This is a genomic window from Acetobacter sp. DmW_125128, assembly GCF_008704325.1.
Taxonomy (GTDB): Bacteria; Pseudomonadota; Alphaproteobacteria; order Acetobacterales; family Acetobacteraceae; genus Acetobacter; species Acetobacter oryzifermentans.
This window is the reverse complement of the sequence record NZ_VHOP01000035.1, coordinates 1-16,190: the sequence shown is the minus strand read 5'-3', so window position 1 is coordinate 16,190 and position 16,190 is coordinate 1. Positions and strand designations below refer to the sequence as shown.

Annotated in this window: 15 protein-coding genes and 1 pseudogene; 6 read left to right on the top strand and 10 right to left on the bottom strand. The window is 47.3% G+C overall.

Translation table 11 applies throughout. The annotated features are described in order from the left end of the window. Positions 1–16: 16 nt before the first annotated feature. The 9 genes and pseudogenes from FKW19_RS10845 to FKW19_RS10805 all read right to left on the bottom strand — a co-directional run. Positions 17–661 carry an urea amidolyase associated protein UAAP2 gene (locus tag FKW19_RS10845; protein ID WP_063354085.1) on the bottom strand — a complete coding sequence of 215 codons (645 nt, stop codon included), beginning with the start codon at positions 659–661 and terminating at the stop codon, positions 17–19. Between the two features lie 16 nt (positions 662–677). Continuing rightward, positions 678–1,481: an urea amidolyase associated protein UAAP1 gene (locus FKW19_RS10840; RefSeq protein ID WP_089179026.1), complete on the bottom strand. Its 804-nt coding sequence runs from the start codon at positions 1,479–1,481 to the stop codon at positions 678–680. Between the two features lie 46 nt (positions 1,482–1,527). After that, positions 1,528–2,007, bottom strand: coding sequence for a CopG family ribbon-helix-helix protein (locus tag FKW19_RS10835; protein ID WP_006115504.1), 480 nt, complete (start codon positions 2,005–2,007; stop codon positions 1,528–1,530). 11 nt (positions 2,008–2,018) lie between these two features. Then, positions 2,019–2,933, bottom strand: coding sequence for an ABC transporter ATP-binding protein (locus FKW19_RS10830; protein ID WP_089179025.1), 915 nt, complete (start codon positions 2,931–2,933; stop codon positions 2,019–2,021). Then, the gene (locus tag FKW19_RS10825; protein ID WP_006115502.1) at positions 2,933–3,895 is read right to left on the bottom strand and encodes an ABC transporter permease; all 963 of its coding nucleotides are present in this window, start codon (positions 3,893–3,895) and stop codon (positions 2,933–2,935) included. Before FKW19_RS10825 ends, FKW19_RS10830 begins: the two co-directional genes overlap by 1 nt. A 20-nt stretch (positions 3,896–3,915) precedes the next feature. After that, the gene (locus tag FKW19_RS10820; protein ID WP_089179024.1) at positions 3,916–4,905 is read right to left on the bottom strand and encodes an ABC transporter substrate-binding protein; all 990 of its coding nucleotides are present in this window, start codon (positions 4,903–4,905) and stop codon (positions 3,916–3,918) included. Between the two features lie 223 nt (positions 4,906–5,128). Then, complete coding sequence (locus FKW19_RS10815; RefSeq protein ID WP_089179023.1) at positions 5,129–7,018, bottom strand: amidohydrolase family protein; 1,890 nt, start codon at positions 7,016–7,018, stop codon at positions 5,129–5,131. Between the two features lie 164 nt (positions 7,019–7,182). Then, the gene (locus FKW19_RS10810) at positions 7,183–8,367 is read right to left on the bottom strand and encodes an MFS transporter (protein ID WP_089179022.1); all 1,185 of its coding nucleotides are present in this window, start codon (positions 8,365–8,367) and stop codon (positions 7,183–7,185) included. Between the two features lie 244 nt (positions 8,368–8,611). Continuing rightward, positions 8,612–8,821, bottom strand: a pseudogene (locus FKW19_RS10805) (helix-turn-helix domain-containing protein); the annotation flags it as partial. Here FKW19_RS10805 and FKW19_RS10800 point away from each other — a divergent pair. Next, positions 8,775–9,080, top strand: coding sequence for a nuclear transport factor 2 family protein (locus FKW19_RS10800; protein WP_089179021.1), 306 nt, complete (start codon positions 8,775–8,777; stop codon positions 9,078–9,080). The pseudogene FKW19_RS10805 and the gene FKW19_RS10800 overlap by 47 nt on opposite strands. Before the next feature lie 271 nt (positions 9,081–9,351). Here the strand turns inward: FKW19_RS10800 and FKW19_RS10795 are convergent, their stop codons facing one another. Then, a complete protein-coding gene (locus tag FKW19_RS10795; protein WP_089179020.1) occupies positions 9,352–11,499 on the bottom strand; it encodes an AsmA family protein in 2,148 nt (715 codons plus the stop codon). 303 nt (positions 11,500–11,802) lie between these two features. Between FKW19_RS10795 and FKW19_RS10790 the strand changes: the two genes are divergently transcribed. From FKW19_RS10790 to FKW19_RS10770, 5 genes are all read left to right on the top strand, one after another. Continuing rightward, positions 11,803–13,245 carry a DUF2252 domain-containing protein gene (locus tag FKW19_RS10790; RefSeq protein ID WP_089179019.1) on the top strand — a complete coding sequence of 481 codons (1,443 nt, stop codon included), beginning with the start codon at positions 11,803–11,805 and terminating at the stop codon, positions 13,243–13,245. A 175-nt stretch (positions 13,246–13,420) separates the two neighbouring features. After that, entirely contained in the window at positions 13,421–14,002 is a 582-nt protein-coding gene (locus FKW19_RS10785; RefSeq protein ID WP_089179018.1) for a TetR/AcrR family transcriptional regulator, read from the top strand. Beyond that, on the top strand, positions 13,999–14,328 hold the full coding sequence (locus FKW19_RS10780) for a multidrug efflux SMR transporter (RefSeq protein WP_006115494.1): 330 nt from the start codon (positions 13,999–14,001) through the stop codon (positions 14,326–14,328). Before FKW19_RS10785 ends, FKW19_RS10780 begins: the two co-directional genes overlap by 4 nt. A gap of 47 nt (positions 14,329–14,375) precedes the next feature. Beyond that, positions 14,376–15,470: an efflux RND transporter periplasmic adaptor subunit gene (locus FKW19_RS10775; RefSeq protein ID WP_089179017.1), complete on the top strand. Its 1,095-nt coding sequence runs from the start codon at positions 14,376–14,378 to the stop codon at positions 15,468–15,470. Beyond that, the gene (locus tag FKW19_RS10770) at positions 15,467–16,159 is read left to right on the top strand and encodes an efflux RND transporter permease subunit (RefSeq protein WP_238331281.1); all 693 of its coding nucleotides are present in this window, start codon (positions 15,467–15,469) and stop codon (positions 16,157–16,159) included. The genes FKW19_RS10775 and FKW19_RS10770 overlap by 4 nt, the downstream gene beginning before the upstream one ends. Positions 16,160–16,190: the final 31 nt, after the last annotated feature.

Genomic DNA, 16,190 nt, shown 5'->3' with positions numbered 1-16,190 from the left:
CTAATCTTTCGGTGTGTCAAATAGAAGCGGGGTCACCAATAACCACGCGGATAGGCGTGGGTGTGAAACCGTTGCAGGGATTGTTGACCTGTGGGCAGTTTGACAGCACAACAAGCGTATCCATTTCGGCACGCAAATCAACAAAACCACCGGGGATGGAAAGCCCATCGTCAATAACCAGTTCACCATTTTGCATAATGGGAACATTCATGAAGAAATTAACATTATTGACGATATCACGCTTGCCCATGCCGTATTTTTCTACTTCCAGAAGGAAGTTTTCACGGCATGCATGCATATATTTTGTTTCGTGCCCAAAGCGTACAGTATTGGATTCACAGCTACAGGCACCGGCCAGCGTATCATGGCGCCCGCAAGTATCTTCCACAACTGTCATGAGCACATTGCCTTCGTTAGAAAACAGGCGTCCACCTTTACCAATATAGGCAGATCCCTGATTCAGAAGAGTGTCTTGCGCACTGTAACGTTCGTAATAAGCGTGTGCATTATAGAACAGGGCATCCACCGCCTGCTGGCTTTCAAGGTCAATAATGCGCAAAACCTGCCCCTTGCGCACAACGCCAGACCACGGCACGCGGGCAGGCACAACCTGATCTAGAGTGATGGCAGAGAAAACTTTGCTGATATCATATTCTGGCATGGGTCTGGTTCCTGGATCAGGCAAAGAGGGGATCTGTGTTTTCGAAGCCACGGCGGGCTTCTTCGCAAAATGTCCGGCAAAGATCATCTGACTTAAAAGCAGGAGCTTGCCAGCGCACGGCATCAATTGGGGCAGGGGCAAAGGTTTTATCTGGTGCCAACGGGTGCGGACAGTTGGAGACAGCAACAAGCAGATTCATTTCTGCACGCAGATCTACATAGTCCCCCGGCTGCACATCGCCTTCAACCCAGCGGAAGCTGCCATCTGCTTGCGTGCTGATATGAGAGAAAAAACTGATGCAGGATGTAACATCATGCTGGGCCATATCATGCTTGCCAGCAATCAGGCGCAGATTGTTCCGGGTATTACGCAAGCCCGCATTACCAAAATTGCGCGCATTGCTTTGCGGCGTGCTGCCACCCATGAGTGTATCACTAAAGCCGCAGGAATCATTGATAATGGAAGCAAGTACACGCCCCATATCAGAGAACAGAACACGCCCTGTTGTCAAGCATGTGGTCCATTGCAGTTTGATGGTGTCACCCGCGTTGTAACGTTCACTATGATCATCTGCGTTCCAAATGCCTACGGAAACACCATTATTGCCATGGGTATTGATCAGCCGCAGCGCCTGCCCACGTGGTAAAAGTGTGCTCCAGTACCAACCTCCCGGTATGGTTTCACGGTGCAGAACGCTGCCTTCTGCCATTTCAATAGGCGCAGCAGCCGGGCGTGCACTATTTTCCTTGAGCAATGCTTGATCGCGAAGTTGGTTGTAGCGGGCGCGATACCATTCGGGGGTCTGTTGATCTATCTGCATGGAACGCTCCTGTATTGTGGAGTGGAGTGAATTGAAAAAATGATATTCAGCACGGCACAGTGTCGAGCTGTGGGGGACGGCCTTTTTCATGAACAGGCGGAATAAGAGACGCAATAAGATGGAGTTTTCCCGAAATAACCCCAGATTGCGTCATAAACTGATCTGCAATCTCCTGAAGCTTTTTGACCTGCCCTTGCACCAGAAGCACCTCAAGTGTCTGACGGCGCACGAGGTTGACATGCAGGGAGCTGATAACCTCAGCCAGATTTTCGTATTGCAGTTCAGCCAGTTTTTGGGAAAGACCCGTTGCGGCGTTGTTGTAAAAGAGAATGATGACACCAGCCATCAACTCCTCAGCGCAGTCTTTCCGTGATGCCATAAGCTCCTGATGCAGGATGTTCTGTATGGCTTGTGAACGACTGGCATAGCCTTTTTCGGCCACCATGGCATCCAGTTCGTGCAAGATCCCCGGTGGCAGAGAAACGCTGATACGGCTGACCTGTTCTTTTGTTTCCCGGCTGCTCATGAGTGTTCGTCCTATTCCGCCTTATCTGTTACGAGGGTGAGGAGGGGGATGTTGAAATCTTCCGCTCCTTCATCCGTTTCCTCGGTGTTATCACCAAAGGAGCGAATGAGTGCCTCCAGATGGGCTTTTGTCGCGAGGAATTCGTCTGAGGTCATCTGTGTAGCCCGGCGGGGGCGGGAAAGCGGTACTTCGATAACTTCCTCTACCCGGCCCGGACGTGGCTTAAGCACAAGTATCCGGTCTGCCAGATAAATGGCTTCATCCAGATCATGGGTGATAAACACAATGGTAATGTCTATTTTGCGCCAGATCTCCATCAGATAATTCTGCATTTTCAGGCGTGTCTGGGCATCCAGCGCGCTGAAGGATTCATCCATTAGCAGCACGCGTGGGCGTGCAGCTAATGCGCGCACAATGGCAACGCGTTGTTGCATGCCGCCTGAAAGCTGATGCGGGAAAGAAGATGCAAATTGTTCCAGCCCCACAATCTGGAGCCATTGCATGGCTTCTCGGCGCGCTTCCACCTTGGAAGTTCCGCCCATTTCAATGCCAAACATTACATTGCGGCACACATCCATCCATGGAAAGAGCGTGTATTTCTGAAACACCATGCCGCGATCAGGGCCGGGGCCATTTACTGGTTTTCCATCCACAAGGATACCCCCTATGGTCGTGTCTTCCAGCCCGGCAAGAATGCGGATAAGTGTAGATTTACCGCAACCGGATGGGCCAACAACACATACAAATTCACGCCGATGGATGTCTAAATTGATGTCTTCCAGCGCTATGGTCTGGTTACGCTTTTGGGTGAATACTTTTCCAACATGGTCAATTTTCAATACACATTCACGCTGTTTGATGTGCGCCATGCGTTCAGCCACATCTGGCGGTAAAATGCGATAGTCAGGGAGAGAATTTTGGGTCATCAGGCATTCTCCCTTTTCCATGTAAAGAACTTACGTGCCAGCAGGCCCAGAACCATATCCGTACCCAGCCCGACAATTCCGATAAGAGCCATAGCCGCGTACACATTATCAAAATGCTGGTAGCGGGCTTGTTGTGTAATAAACCACGTAATACCAGATGATGTGCCAATCAGCTCCGCTACGATCAAATACGTCCAAGCCCAACCTAGCAGGATGCGTTGATCACGGTACAGATCAGGCAGAATCCCCGGTATCACCACACGAAAAAGCAGTCTTAATCCGCGTGCACCAAGTGTGCGTGCCGCCTCAATAAGGGCAAAATCCAGTTTGCGGGTTGTGTTGGCAATAACAAGTATTTGCTGGAACAGCGTGCCAATAACAATAATAGCAATCTTGGGCGCATCATAAATACCAAGAATAGCAACAGCGAGTGCGCCAAAGGCAGGGGCAGGCAGGTAGCGAAAAAAATCTACCGATGGCTCAATAAGGCGCGCCATGGCTGGCAAAGCGCCACACAACACACCCAACGGCACCCCGATGAGTGACGAGATAACAAAACCCCAGAAAATAATCCGAATACTGTGCCCGAAAGCCTGCGTGATGGAATGCTCTGCACCAGTTGGCGCCGCAGAGGTAAACGCATGCACGAAGGCTGACAGCACCTCTCCAGGGGATGGGAAATAAACAGGGTTTGTTGCAATTCCTTGTGGAGCGGGCAGTTGTTTTGCTCGCATCTCATCCACAGCGCGGTTGAAGTCTGCGCGCTTCATCCTCATACCGGATTCAAGATAATCTTCTCCACCGGGATCAGTGATGAGCACCTGCGGATGCCATATAAAAGGCAGGTAGCTTACAGCACTCCATGTTAGTAAAGGTAGGAGAACCGCCAGAATACCGAACACTCCACGTGCCGTTCGGTCTGTCCGGCCATACAATCTCCATGAGGCGGCAAGGCCTTGCATCGCGGTCTCCTACCTCAGCCTTATTTCACGGCGTTTACAAAGGATGGATCAATGTAGCTGCCCACATTTTGCGGCGTTTTATACACGCCGTAACGTACATTGAAGGCATCAGAGATGGCAGAAGAACCGTAGAGAGAGTCCAAACCATCCTTTTTTGTAAAGACAGTTTTATCATCTGAAAGTGTCAGAAGATGCGTGCCTTTTAGGAAGCGTTTGTAAGTGTTTGGAGAAACCCCTGTGCGGGTTGCCATAATGCGTAGGGCATCAGGCTGCGTTTTGGGATCCTGAATGTAAGTAACAACACGATCCCACACACCAACCAACCGCTGCCATTGATCGCGGTTATCATGCAAGGACTGTGGATCAACAACGATAGTATCATAAATCAATCCGGGCACTTCATGCGATGTAAACACCGGGCGCGCTCCGGGCACCATATGTAAGGCTTGGCCTGCATTAGGCTGCCAAGCAGCCACGGCTGCAACTTCGCCAGAAGCCAGAACCTGAGGGGTTTCATTGGTTTTGGTATTAACTAGCTTGACATCTTTCTCGCTCATACCGGCTTTTTCCAAACCTTTGAGCAAAAGGAGATGATCTACCAATCCTTCTTCAACCGCAACAGATTTGCCCTTAAGGCCCTGCATATCGGTAATTCCCGGCTGGGCCACCACCATATCATTGCCATCGGAATAGTCTGTTACAAGGATCATCTCACCCTTGTGGCCATTTGCGCCTGTTACCAGTGCATCACCATTTGTTGCCATAACAGCATCAAGCTTGTGTGCAGAAAAGGCATCCAGAGAGGCACTGTAATCAAACCACTGGAAGTCGGCATCCACGCCAGCTTCCTTCAGCCAGCCTTTATCAATGGCAACTTGCCATGCAACCCAACCGGGCCAGTCGCTATAACCAACTTTCAGTGTTGCAGCAGATGCGGAGGCTGAGACAAAAGTTGCCGCAGCACAAACACCAGCCAAGAGAGCTTTCCGGAGAGGCGAGAGCAGATGCATGTGAGAACTCCAGTAATACGAATATGTAAAATCGTATTACTCATTCTCTAGCGTATCTGCTTTGGTTGCAACATAAAAATGTTCCTAACCCGGAACTATTTTTTTATATGCACTAACGTATTGATTTTATTTTATTTATTTTTTCTTAGCCACATGCTCAGAACTGCTGTCAGTATCAGTTCTAGAAAGAAAATTCCTGAATAAATACTACATAATCAAATAGTTACCTAGATCCTCCTTCCTGCGCATGGTCTTTTGCCCTGATTACCCGTCCGTATGCAGTTTTCCCGAATTCTTCTGAATACGTGCCGTTATCCCATACTACTTTTCCGCCGATAATAACGCTCCGTACAACGGCATCTGGACGATTAACAATTTGCCTGCATCCGAATTCAGGGCGGTACATGAAGTGGTAGGTTTTTTCTGGGTTCCATTGTGCAAGAGCGACAGGGTCAATAATACAAAGATCAGCTTGTGCACCGAGGCACACCAATCCTGCATTGATTCCGAAAAATTTTGCAGGAAGTTCTGTTAGGCGATGAACCATGCAAGAAACCTGCTGCAATCCTTCTTGCTGTGCAATTTTTAATGCACGCAGATTTCCATCATAAAAACCAATATTGGCAAGATGTGCGCCACTGTCATTAAAACCCGGTAGGGTTTGATTGTGAAACAGGAGCTTTCTGAGTGTTTTGGCATTACGGTTTGCAAAAGTTGTTTCCCAACGCAAATCTATATCCCATGCCCGCAGCAAATGGAGGAAAAATGCTGCATCATCTTTGATTGGGTTTGGAAAACTTGCGAAAAATTCCGTTTCTTCATCATGCTGAAAAACATCCTGACCATTTGAAGCTTGATACTTGAGAAGCCTGCGATAAGGGGCTTCCAGCGCTTCTCCAACCCAATCGGTCAGTGGGCATTCTGCTACAATCATGTCATTGAGTTGCCGAGTCAGCACAACATCCTCCAAACGGAGCCTCCGCAACATTCTGGCAAGAGACCAACCGTTTTTTCCCTTAAGCCACATTTTTCGGAATGCTTTGACCCATGCGGGGGCATTGAGAATGTGGCCACGTCCTTGACGGTCATCAAGTTCCAGTTCGTTGAGAACCCGAAACTCTGGCACTTCATCCGCTATCGGATTGATGGCACCATCACTCCAGATACGAAATGATGATGATAAAACCTGAAAACGTAAATTTCCTTTCAGCATTGGGGAATTCAGAATGAAAGATAGTAGAAGGCAAAGGTACATGGCGGAACGATTGGTCTGTAGGTCAATCGCTGCCAATACTGTTGTTTTAAGCGGTTGTTTGTAAAGGCGCCCGCTGGTCAGCATAAAACTGCGTACTGCGGCAAAAATATCGTCTTTGGGGGGAGTGGCCTGCCAAACGCGATTATAACGTCTTACAATATTTGTAAGCCGGGATAATTCTGGAAAGCGCGCATATTGGGTCGGGATTTTTTTCTTTTTGTTTGGTGTGTTGGCAAGGAAATGAAAAGGCAGTGCATCGGTTGAGAAACCAGCATAACCTTGAGACATACCGGCTTCCAGAAGTTGTGCCATTTGGGCAAGCTCCTGCTTTGTTGGCTCTCTGCTGATAGATGCGGTTAACCCCATAACTTCAATCCTGAGCATGGAATGAGGTATGAGCGGCACCACATTAGGCCCCAGTGGCAGGCTTTCCAGATGGTGAAGATAACCTTGTGAATCTGACCATGAGCAGGCATCCGCAACCCGGCTTAGAACAGACTTTGGCATATTCTCAACCCTTGCGAAGCAATCAACAATAGGGTCTTCACCATTGCGGCGCTGATGACCATACGTCACGCCAATGGAGCAATTGCTTATAACAACAGTTGTGGTTCCGTGGCGTACTACTTCTGGCAATTCAGGGGCAAGTTCGATTTCCAGATCAAGATGTGTATGAATATCCAGTAATCCTGGCATTAACCACAAACCCTGGCATTCTATCTCGATAGCACCGTGTATGGCTTCAAGATGGGTACCGATTGCAGTAATTTTGCCATCGGTTATGGCAACGTCTGCAATGACGGGAGATTTTCCACGGCCATCGAAGAAAATGCTGTTTCGGCAAATAATATCAACCATATATATCTCCGAAAGCGGCGCAGGGCGACATGAAGAACAGAGCTCTGCGTATAATGGTCGTTTTGCCAGCCACCATTTATCTAATAACAACAGGTTTGAAGAAAATTAGTTTCTGAATAAATAAATTTATATATGAGTAAATAATCGTGAATTTTACATATTAATCAATTAACCATTTCTTGCCATGCTGCGCGTGCGAGTGCAGCACTGGCAAGGGCAACCAGACAAATCAGGGCTGCGCAACCAAGCCATCCATAACGCGCGTAAAAAGGAGCGGGAACAACAGCCCCAACACTGCCACCTAGATAATAGCAGGTAAGATAGAGGCCAGTTGCCGCAGACCGGCCCGTTTTGGCATGACGCGCCGTGTAACCAGTAGCACAGGATTGTCCGGCAAAAACGGCCATGCAGGAAAGAGCCAGCCCAATCACGATAGAAGGGAGATAGAAGGGAAGTGTGAGAACAATTCCTACAATTCCGGCTATTTGTGAGAGCAGAAAAGCCTGTGTGCGTCCAATCCAGCCAATAAGGCGCCCAAAGAAAGGTGTAACCAAGACTGGCAATAGAAAGACCACAAATAGGGCGCCAACCTCTAGAGAGGTCAGGCTGAACGGTGGCGCCCCCAAACGTAGGCTCAGATAGGTGAAGGAGGTGACCTGCTGAAACAGCAAGCTGGCGCCGATAAAACAGGTGGCTAGTAGCCGCCAGTCCTGCGTGCCTTTTATGACACTTTTTAAACTTTCAGAAAGGGAAGGGCTGGGTTTGAAATGGCGCTCCGTAGGTAAACAAAACACGGCAAGAGCAAGCACGAAAGAAAGCAAAACAGCAAAGACAAGAAATGTAGAAAGCCATCCCGTTAATGCAGCGGCTGCACCTGCAAGAAATCGGCCACAGAACCCACCGAACGCCGTACCCGCAACATACACACCGTTTATGGTGGTTGCGGCACGCCCCGACCATTCCTCGGCAATGTAAGCAAGGGCGGCGGTAAAGATAAACGGAACCAGTAACCCTTGTGCAAACCGTAGGGAAAAAAGAGCAGCAAAGCTCCATGCCAGAGCGCAGCTAGCGGTTGTGACAATCAGCCCGATAAGCGCAATTACCATAATGTGTTTGCGCCCGAAGCGATCCGAGATAGCACCCGCCAGCGGGGCAGCAACTGCAACGCCTAGCGTGGAGGCACTGATTGTCCAGGTGCTGGCCCCCAGGCTCACGCCAAATTGCCGTGCAATATCGGGCAGGATAGGCTGAGTGGCATAAATATTCAGAAGCGCACAACTACCTAAAGCAAAAAGAGCTATTATTTTACGAAGAGGAATCTGTGTGGTTGCGCCCGTTTCATTCCTCATTACATGCCCCCGGAACAGTTCATGATCGACCTCGTAAAAATATCCATGCAGACAGGGCCTTGGGCGCACGTTCTAAGACGTGTCATTGCTATTATTCAGTACAACAGATTTATGAATTAAAGAGTAAACGCAAGAGCCGGTTTCCCTTGCGCGATATTGTGATGAACGCACGCAAACTGTTTTGTAAACATGATGGTGGGGCTATAATGAGATCCAGACGTGCTTCATCTCATGCAGCTTCTATTCACATTGGGGGAGTAGCTTTAGCACGGCAGCGTTGTGCATAGGCACTGGGGCTATATCCTGTGTTCTTTTTAAAGGCTGCGGCAAATGCCCCCAGGCTTTCGTAACCCACAGCAGCGGCAACATGGGTAACATGATCACCTCGTGCCAGTTTTTCCTGAGCATTGAGAATACGTAAGCGCTGGCGCCATGCTGAAAACTGCATTCCCGTAAGCGCCTTTCAAACTCACACACGTGCTTTGCGTGCCAACCTTAGTCGGCTAGAAATCGATATCCAGCACATAGTGTGTGAGGGTAATAAAGCGGCCACAGTGCACGTAGCACGTATTACACACCCCTCTGGTGAGGAAAGTCTGATCAAAGTTGTTGCCTTTTATCAGTTCAGAGAAGGCCGCATCTGTCTTGTTGATGAACTAACCCATCTTTTGAAAGGCAACGAGAAAGACCAAAACCTTGGAGCATTACAATGAAAAACAAGCTCTATTCGTACAGCCTTCATCGCCGACAGAACTTAAGGCATTACGGGCAAACGGGCAGGGGTTTACTTATGGTTCGGCATTACTGATTGTATTTTGCTTACCAGAAACAAAAGGTAAAATTTTGCAAAATTTTTGAACGCAAGACAGATTGTGCTGCCGATGGCTACGGGCAAGCTGCTTGCTTGGATCCGTAGCCACTAATAAAAATCAATAAGGCTTGCTCTTACAGGAAGAAGAGCCCTGCATCAACAGCGGTTTCCTATTACTTGTTCTTAAGTTTTGCCTCCCATGCGGCCCGCACTTCGGCAGGTGTCATTTGCTTTTGTTGTCCCTTTTTTGGCCTTTCAGCAGGCGCAGGTTTCTTGCCGTTTGTTGTGCGGGCTTGCTTGGAGGAAGGCTTTTGTTTTCCTACTGAACCGCGTGCATGAGAGAGTGCTCCGGGTGCAATCCCGGCGGCAGGATTGCTGTTCACTTCCTGAACAGCGCGGCTGCACAGAGATTTGTCACCTACACCGAACTGAATGGTTGGAAGCAAGGCAAGCGGCGGAAAAACAAATCCAAGCCCGGTAGCTGCGGCTGCGCGGCCAATAATTTCGGCACCGGGAAGAACCATGGGGGATTTGATAGGCCCGGTAATATGGAATGCACCTGGTAGCGAAGCAATTGTGGGATGTTGTGAACGCGTGGTGAGTTCATAATCCAGCTTGTTTGTGCGGAAATTGATAGTGCCTTTACCCAATGTGCGGGCTTCGCCCGTTTCAAGCAGCAAGGTATTGGTTGAGACAATACCATTCTTGAGCGGCATATCCGCAATAAAGCAGCGAATATCTGTATGGGATGGGAGACCAATCGCACTGAGAACAGCATTAGCCAGTTGCAGACCCAATACACTCGGCAAGATGGCTGTAATATCCCCCCCTTGATCCAGAACCAGCGTAAGACCCCCATTACCTGCGGCCATCAGAGAGGCAATGGAATTACCTTTCGCCTTGAGTGTCATATGCCCGCCAATAATACCTTGGGCTTTTGAATTTGCGGTAGCCTGCATAATGCGTGAAAGGTCAATGCGGGCAAAATCGATACGCGCGGTTGTATCAAATAACTTGCCGTCTGGCTTGAGGGTAGCAGAGCTGGCCAGAGTACCATTCCCCACTGCAAAATTCAGGCGTTTCAGATCAATGGCGCCATCGGTCACAAAAAATTCGGCGTCAATATTATCAAGCGGTACTTTCTGATTTTCGATGTGCGCACCATGATACGTAACATGTGCATTTACAGCATTCAGTTTGGGAATGTTGATAGGGGTATCTGGCAGCACCGTGTTGCTTTTGGCTTCCGCTTTTTCTTCTGCCTTTGTCTTGTCAGGTTTTGCACCAATAAAACCTCCCAGATCAACAAGGTTTACTTGTTTGGAATGGAGGTCTGCCTGTACGAATATGGGCTTTTCATGTGGGTTGATTTCAATGGTGCCACCAATATCACTGGTGCCCATTTTGCCTTCAAAATCTTTAAAAACAACATGTTCGCGCGTATAGTTTAGGGCTCCCGTAACGCTGTACGCAGGTGTGCGTGGAATGGGTACACCGGTAAGCGGATACAGCAAAGACATATCAGGCCCGGCAAAGTGCAGTTTGAGATGCGCCCCACTGAGTGTGAGCGGATGCACAACATCCCCTTTCAGCGTGGCTGTGGTAGGGCCATTTTGCACGAACAAATCAACCGGATAAGGCTCCTTATCAGCAACAAAGGAGAGAACAGTGCCCCCTACAAAGCGGGCTGTAATAGGTTGCTGCGCATAACGTCCTTTAGCTGTAAGACGCAAAGATCCGCGGTTGTTGCCTTGCGGAGGCGTGGTTTCCACTCCCATCTGCATATCAGCCTGTAGCGGATCATGCCGGACATGCAGTGCACCATTGGTAATACGCAGTTCTCCAATATCAGGAAGGCTGCTGGCCTGCTCCGTCTTGTTCTTATTTGCTGGTGCGGGTTTTCCGTCTTCCGTAAAGGTGTAATTATTTTCACCATTCTTGCGAGCAAGAATGTCTGCTTTGGGCTCAGTAAGCGCTATCAGCGGGATATGAAGCGCGTGATGCCATAGGTAAGACCAGACATCAACTGAAACGGTTAGCTCCTTAGATTGAGCAAACAGATCTTTTTCCTGATCAAAGGTCTTGGGCTGTTCTATCCTAAGGTTTTCCACCCGAATAGTTGTCACACGCCCAAGCGCAACGTGCAGATGCTCAATAGTGGTCTTGCGGTGAAGTATTGCCGTGGCACGGGAATTGACCAAAGGTACAAACCAATCCCATGACCAGAATACAATCAACAGGATAATGGCCAGCAGAAAACAACCTAACCCTATCAGCACCGGGTGCGATTTTGCGGGTGTCTGAGGGGGTGTTTCAGTCATAAAGCGTGCTCCTTGAAGGCATAAGGCCACAAACAGATAAAAACTTAAAATATATCAGGGATAGAAAGGGTTATCCCGGTATTGCATTTATATAACAAGGCAAACGTTATGTTTGGTTGCGAAGTTCCTACCAGTTGCCAGTCTGGCACAATGCGCCTGTCAGAGAACGGCAGAAAGAGAAGGTATGTTCCTAAAAAAGACACTGGCTCTAAATATGGCCAGAGATACGAGAATACTGCATACCTGCAACGCTTTTCGTTTGAGTTGTTGGTTTACTCTAAGAGCTATGCCTAAAAATGTTCTATGATCTCAGCTCTTCCAGCACAGACCACCAGCCTTATTCCTCGCGCCCTTCGCCATGCCAATGGCATAAAATTGCGCAAGATTGCGCCACGTACCCAACAGGCAGAATGGCATCCCCCAAAAACAAGGATAGATCCGGTGTCTATCCTTGTTACGCAAGGGGAGCATCGAATCAGCGCATTATTAGCAGTGCGTTATGCACGCATGGCCGTTTCTCCCTTTGCCTTTTTACGCGGCGCGGCTGCTGTTATGGCAGCAGATTTGGCCGGAACACTTTCCGCTGGTCTAAAAGTGCAAAGCTGTGGAGATTGCCACCTGGCCAACTTTGGCAGTTATGCCTCTGCGGAAGGAAGTGCAGTTTTTGATATCAATGATTTTGATGAAACGCTTTCCGCTCCATTTGAATGGGACATCAAACGTTTAGGCACCTCTTTGGTGCTGGCGGGGCGAGAATCTGGGTTTTCCGAGGCATCTGCACGTAATCTGGCACGTAGCATGGCGCAATGCTATGCGCAGGAAATGGTGCGCCTAGCCCCTATGAGCCCTTTGGAAATCTGGGCAGAACGCATTGATCTTTCGGCCGCCATTGCGGGTTTTCAGGACAAACAAGCCCGCAAAAAAGTCCAGAACCTGCTAGATGCACGCCTGGAAAGTGCGCGTACACATTTTGGCCTTGTGGCAGAAGATTACGGTACACCACGCCTAACAGAAAAACCGCCCTTGGTGGTGCGTCTGCCAGAACAGGATGAGGCAATACGCGCAGCCTTTACCCGATATATTGCAACACAACCGCCTGAACGTGCCATTCTGCTTTCTCGCTACACGTTGCAGGATGTTATTTTTAAGGTTGTAGGCGTAGGCAGTGTGGGCACGTTTTGCGCCATAGGCCTATTTTCGACACCAGATAATGAAGTTTTACTGCTTCAAATCAAGGAAGCTCAGGTTTCTGTTCTAGCTCCATATCTTCCACCCTCGACATTCCACAATCAGGGTGAACGCGTTGTGGTAGGGCAACGTATTATGCAAACAGCATCTGACGCATTTTTAGGCTGGACGCATAGTAGCGGCACAGATGAAGTAGATGGCGAAACGGGAAGCCTTCCTGTTGGGCAGCGTCAGTTTTATGTGCGCCGGCTGAAAGATCAGCGTTTGGCTGCAATTGGGGCAGAATTTGCACAGATTGGTCTGCCAGATTATGCGCTTTTATGTGGTCGCACGCTTGCACGCGCTCATGCGCGTTCTGGTGATGTTGCCACTTTGGCGGGCTATCTGGGTGGAGGACGTGCTTTTGCAGATGCCATTGCGGGTTTTTCTGTTGCTTATGCAGATCAGACAAAAGCTGATTGGAAAACCTTCTGTGCAGCAATTAAAGCTGGGCGAATTTCTACTCTCCCTTCTGCCTTATCATCCAAAGAAAACGTATCTTCAAAGAAGAAATCTTAATTTCACAATGTTTTCTGGTGAGAGGGTGTAGGACTTATGTGCATCTCTTACCAAGAAGAGCACATTAAATAGGAGCGCCTTTTACCCAACACATCATAAGTCCGACTTTTTAGCCATTTTTTAGGGCCATAGGTTTGGGCTTTACAAGATACCGTCCGGACGGTATGTTTTGTTCATGACAAGCCATAAGACACGTACAAACAATCCGGAATCTGTAAAAAGCAATCTTTTGGATGCTGCTGCTGAAATACTGATTCATGAAAGCGCACAAAAACTGACACTAAATTTGGTTGCGCAAAAGGCGGGTGTTAGCAAAGGCGGCTTGCTCCATCATTTTCCCTCTAAGGAGAAACTTCTTGATGGGTTGTTCCATCGAGAACTCAATTTTTTTCGGGATGAAATACAGGCTGCTATGGAAAAAGATCCTGTTGCAACAGGGCGGGCAGCGCGTGCCTATATTGGCTTGGGTAATGCATCTAACCCGCAGGATAAAAGCTATATTATTCTGCGCCAGTTGCTATCTATCATGCTGTCAGACAATACATTGTCTCAAGAATGGACGCGCATTTATTGGCAAACAATAAAATCTACCGGACTTTTTGAAGAAAGTTCGCCGTTAATGATTTTATGCTGCTTAGCAGCAGATGGGTTGTCATTATGGGAAATATTAGGTGCTGACAAACTGAATGGCATTAATTACGAAGATATTCAGAGCATTATTGAAAAAATTACATATTCTAAACGGATAGACCAATGAAGGGGTTTTTGTACATATTCTTTACGGTGGTTTCCGAAGTAATAGGCACGGCTGCACTTAAAGAAGCACAGAATTTTACAAAACCTCTCCCAATTTGCGTAATGAGTGTTGGGTATGTGCTATCGTTTCTCTTTCTATCCCTTGCCTTAAAAGTTACGCCTATGAGTGTTGTTTATAGTGTATCTTCTGGGTTGGGTATTATTTTTTCGTGCCTTATTAGCCGGTTCTATTTCAATCAAAGTTTAGATTACTCACAAATATTAGGTATTATTCTTATATTTTTTGGCGTCTTGTTGTCAAACGGCACCAATGTTCACAATACGTAAAATCTCTGAAACTCTCAAAATAGCGCAAGTGCATAGTTGTAAGTATTATGTGGTATCAGATCAAAAAAACAAAAGTGCTCTATAAGGCTTTCTTAATTACCACTCTTATATCTATGAGTGCTTGTAAAGAGAAATACAGTAAACCTGTGGCGCCACAACCAAAACCAGTTGAGGCCGTTCAGGTTGTCCCTGCTGATAATAATTTATCACAATATGTAGGTTTTTATACTGCTCAGCATATAATATCTGTCTCTACGCTACGAGAAGGAAAAATTAAAAGTATTTCTGTCAGCGAAGGAGAATTTGTACATAAAAATGATATTTTAGCTATTATGCACAATACAGATTCAAAACTTCTTCTGGCACAAGCGCAGAGTGAGTTTGAAGCAGCGCATGCCAATACGCTTCAGCTTTCTGATCTTGTAAAACGTAGTAACGGTTTGGATACTATTGGCGCTTTATCTACAAGCACAATAAAAGATCGACAATCAGCTCTTTCTATGGCCCGTGCAAAGGAAAAAATTGCAAAAGAAGCCGAAAAACTAGCTGAAAGCCAAGAACAACAAAGCATGGTGCGGGCTCCAGAGGATGGAATTATCATAAAAGTTTCAGCCCAACCCGGTGCATTAGCCGGGGTTGGAAGCGAGATTATTGTAATGGCAGCAGGCAACCCCGAAATTGACGTAGAGTTATATGATTCAAAGTCCGTAAACATTGGTGAGCAAGCCAAAATTACGATTATAGGAGATACACACCCCATTGTTGTGAAAGGGGAGGTTGTGCGTATCAGCCCATATTTTGATCCTGATACAAAAGTAAGACATGCACGGCTAGCATTAAAAAATCCGTTACCAATACCATTGAACACTTCTGTTTTTGTTATACTCTTATCAGAACAAGTAAAAAATTTTGTTCGTGTGCCTCTTACTGCAATTTTTTACACAAAAAATACGCCCCTTGTTTGGGTGGTGAGTAAAAATAAACAGCATATTGAGGAGCAAAACATCACAATTGTAAGCTTGAAAGGGCAAGATGCTATTGTAACAGGCCTTTTACCCGAACAACTTGTGGTTTCAAGTGGCCCAGACCTTCTTCAGCATGAAGACCTCGTAAAAATTGTGCAGATGGATGAGCATTCATGATGTCTCAAAAATTCAATCCATCTCGTTGGGCTGTGGAACATCCTCAACTTATTGGTTTTCTGATGATTATCTCCGTCATTGCCGGGGGATGGCAGTTTATCAATCTGGGGCGTGCTGAAGATCCTAATTTTACATTAAAGAGTATGACAATTTCGGCCCAATGGGCTGGGGCAAGCCCCGATGCATTGCAGGCACAAATAATAAATCCATTGGAACAAGAATTACGTGGTATAGATTTTTTAGATACTCTTTCCACATACTGTAATCAGTCTTTTTGTGTTACGCAGGTTTCTTTAAATGATAATGCGCCCAAAGAGCAGGTTCCACAAATCTGGCAAAAAGTTCGTAACAAAGTAGCTGACGTTTCTCCTACTTTACCAGAAGGAGGAACATTATCTGTAAATGATGATTTTGCAGATGTTTATGGTTATACCTTTGCGCTAACAGGGCCAGAAGTCTCCAGTCTTTCTCCGATCGCCAAGAAAATAAAAACTGGTTTTCAGAGAATTCCCGATGTTGCAAAGGTGCAAATTATTGGGGAAATTCCAGCAACATTTAATATAGATATAGATCCTGTTCGGCTAAAAAATGTAGGTATGGGCCTGGCGCAGTTTTCTGAGACCATACAGCAACATAGAGCAGTTCCACTGAATCCTGAATCGAGAGGTGACACTGAAGGCGTCTTGTGATTCACCGTTTTTCCTGATGGAGAGGGTGATG

What these genes read in the sequence shown, in the direction of transcription:
- FKW19_RS10845 (WP_063354085.1), bottom strand. Translation starts at nt 661, where the DNA reads ATGCCAGAATATGATATCAGCAAAGTTTTCTCTGCCATCACTCTAGAT.
- FKW19_RS10840 (WP_089179026.1), bottom strand. Translation starts at nt 1,481, where the DNA reads ATGCAGATAGATCAACAGACCCCCGAATGGTATCGCGCCCGCTACAAC.
- FKW19_RS10835 (WP_006115504.1), bottom strand. Translation starts at nt 2,007, where the DNA reads ATGAGCAGCCGGGAAACAAAAGAACAGGTCAGCCGTATCAGCGTTTCT.
- FKW19_RS10830 (WP_089179025.1), bottom strand. Translation starts at nt 2,933, where the DNA reads ATGACCCAAAATTCTCTCCCTGACTATCGCATTTTACCGCCAGATGTG.
- FKW19_RS10825 (WP_006115502.1), bottom strand. Translation starts at nt 3,895, where the DNA reads ATGCAAGGCCTTGCCGCCTCATGGAGATTGTATGGCCGGACAGACCGA.
- FKW19_RS10820 (WP_089179024.1), bottom strand. Translation starts at nt 4,905, where the DNA reads ATGCATCTGCTCTCGCCTCTCCGGAAAGCTCTCTTGGCTGGTGTTTGT.
- FKW19_RS10815 (WP_089179023.1), bottom strand. Translation starts at nt 7,018, where the DNA reads ATGGTTGATATTATTTGCCGAAACAGCATTTTCTTCGATGGCCGTGGA.
- FKW19_RS10810 (WP_089179022.1), bottom strand. Translation starts at nt 8,367, where the DNA reads ATGAGGAATGAAACGGGCGCAACCACACAGATTCCTCTTCGTAAAATA.
- FKW19_RS10795 (WP_089179020.1), bottom strand. Translation starts at nt 11,499, where the DNA reads ATGACTGAAACACCCCCTCAGACACCCGCAAAATCGCACCCGGTGCTG.
- FKW19_RS10790 (WP_089179019.1), top strand. Translation starts at nt 11,803, where the DNA reads ATGATCTCAGCTCTTCCAGCACAGACCACCAGCCTTATTCCTCGCGCC.
- FKW19_RS10785 (WP_089179018.1), top strand. Translation starts at nt 13,421, where the DNA reads ATGACAAGCCATAAGACACGTACAAACAATCCGGAATCTGTAAAAAGC.
- FKW19_RS10780 (WP_006115494.1), top strand. Translation starts at nt 13,999, where the DNA reads ATGAAGGGGTTTTTGTACATATTCTTTACGGTGGTTTCCGAAGTAATA.
- FKW19_RS10775 (WP_089179017.1), top strand. Translation starts at nt 14,376, where the DNA reads ATGTGGTATCAGATCAAAAAAACAAAAGTGCTCTATAAGGCTTTCTTA.
- FKW19_RS10770 (WP_238331281.1), top strand. Translation starts at nt 15,467, where the DNA reads ATGATGTCTCAAAAATTCAATCCATCTCGTTGGGCTGTGGAACATCCT.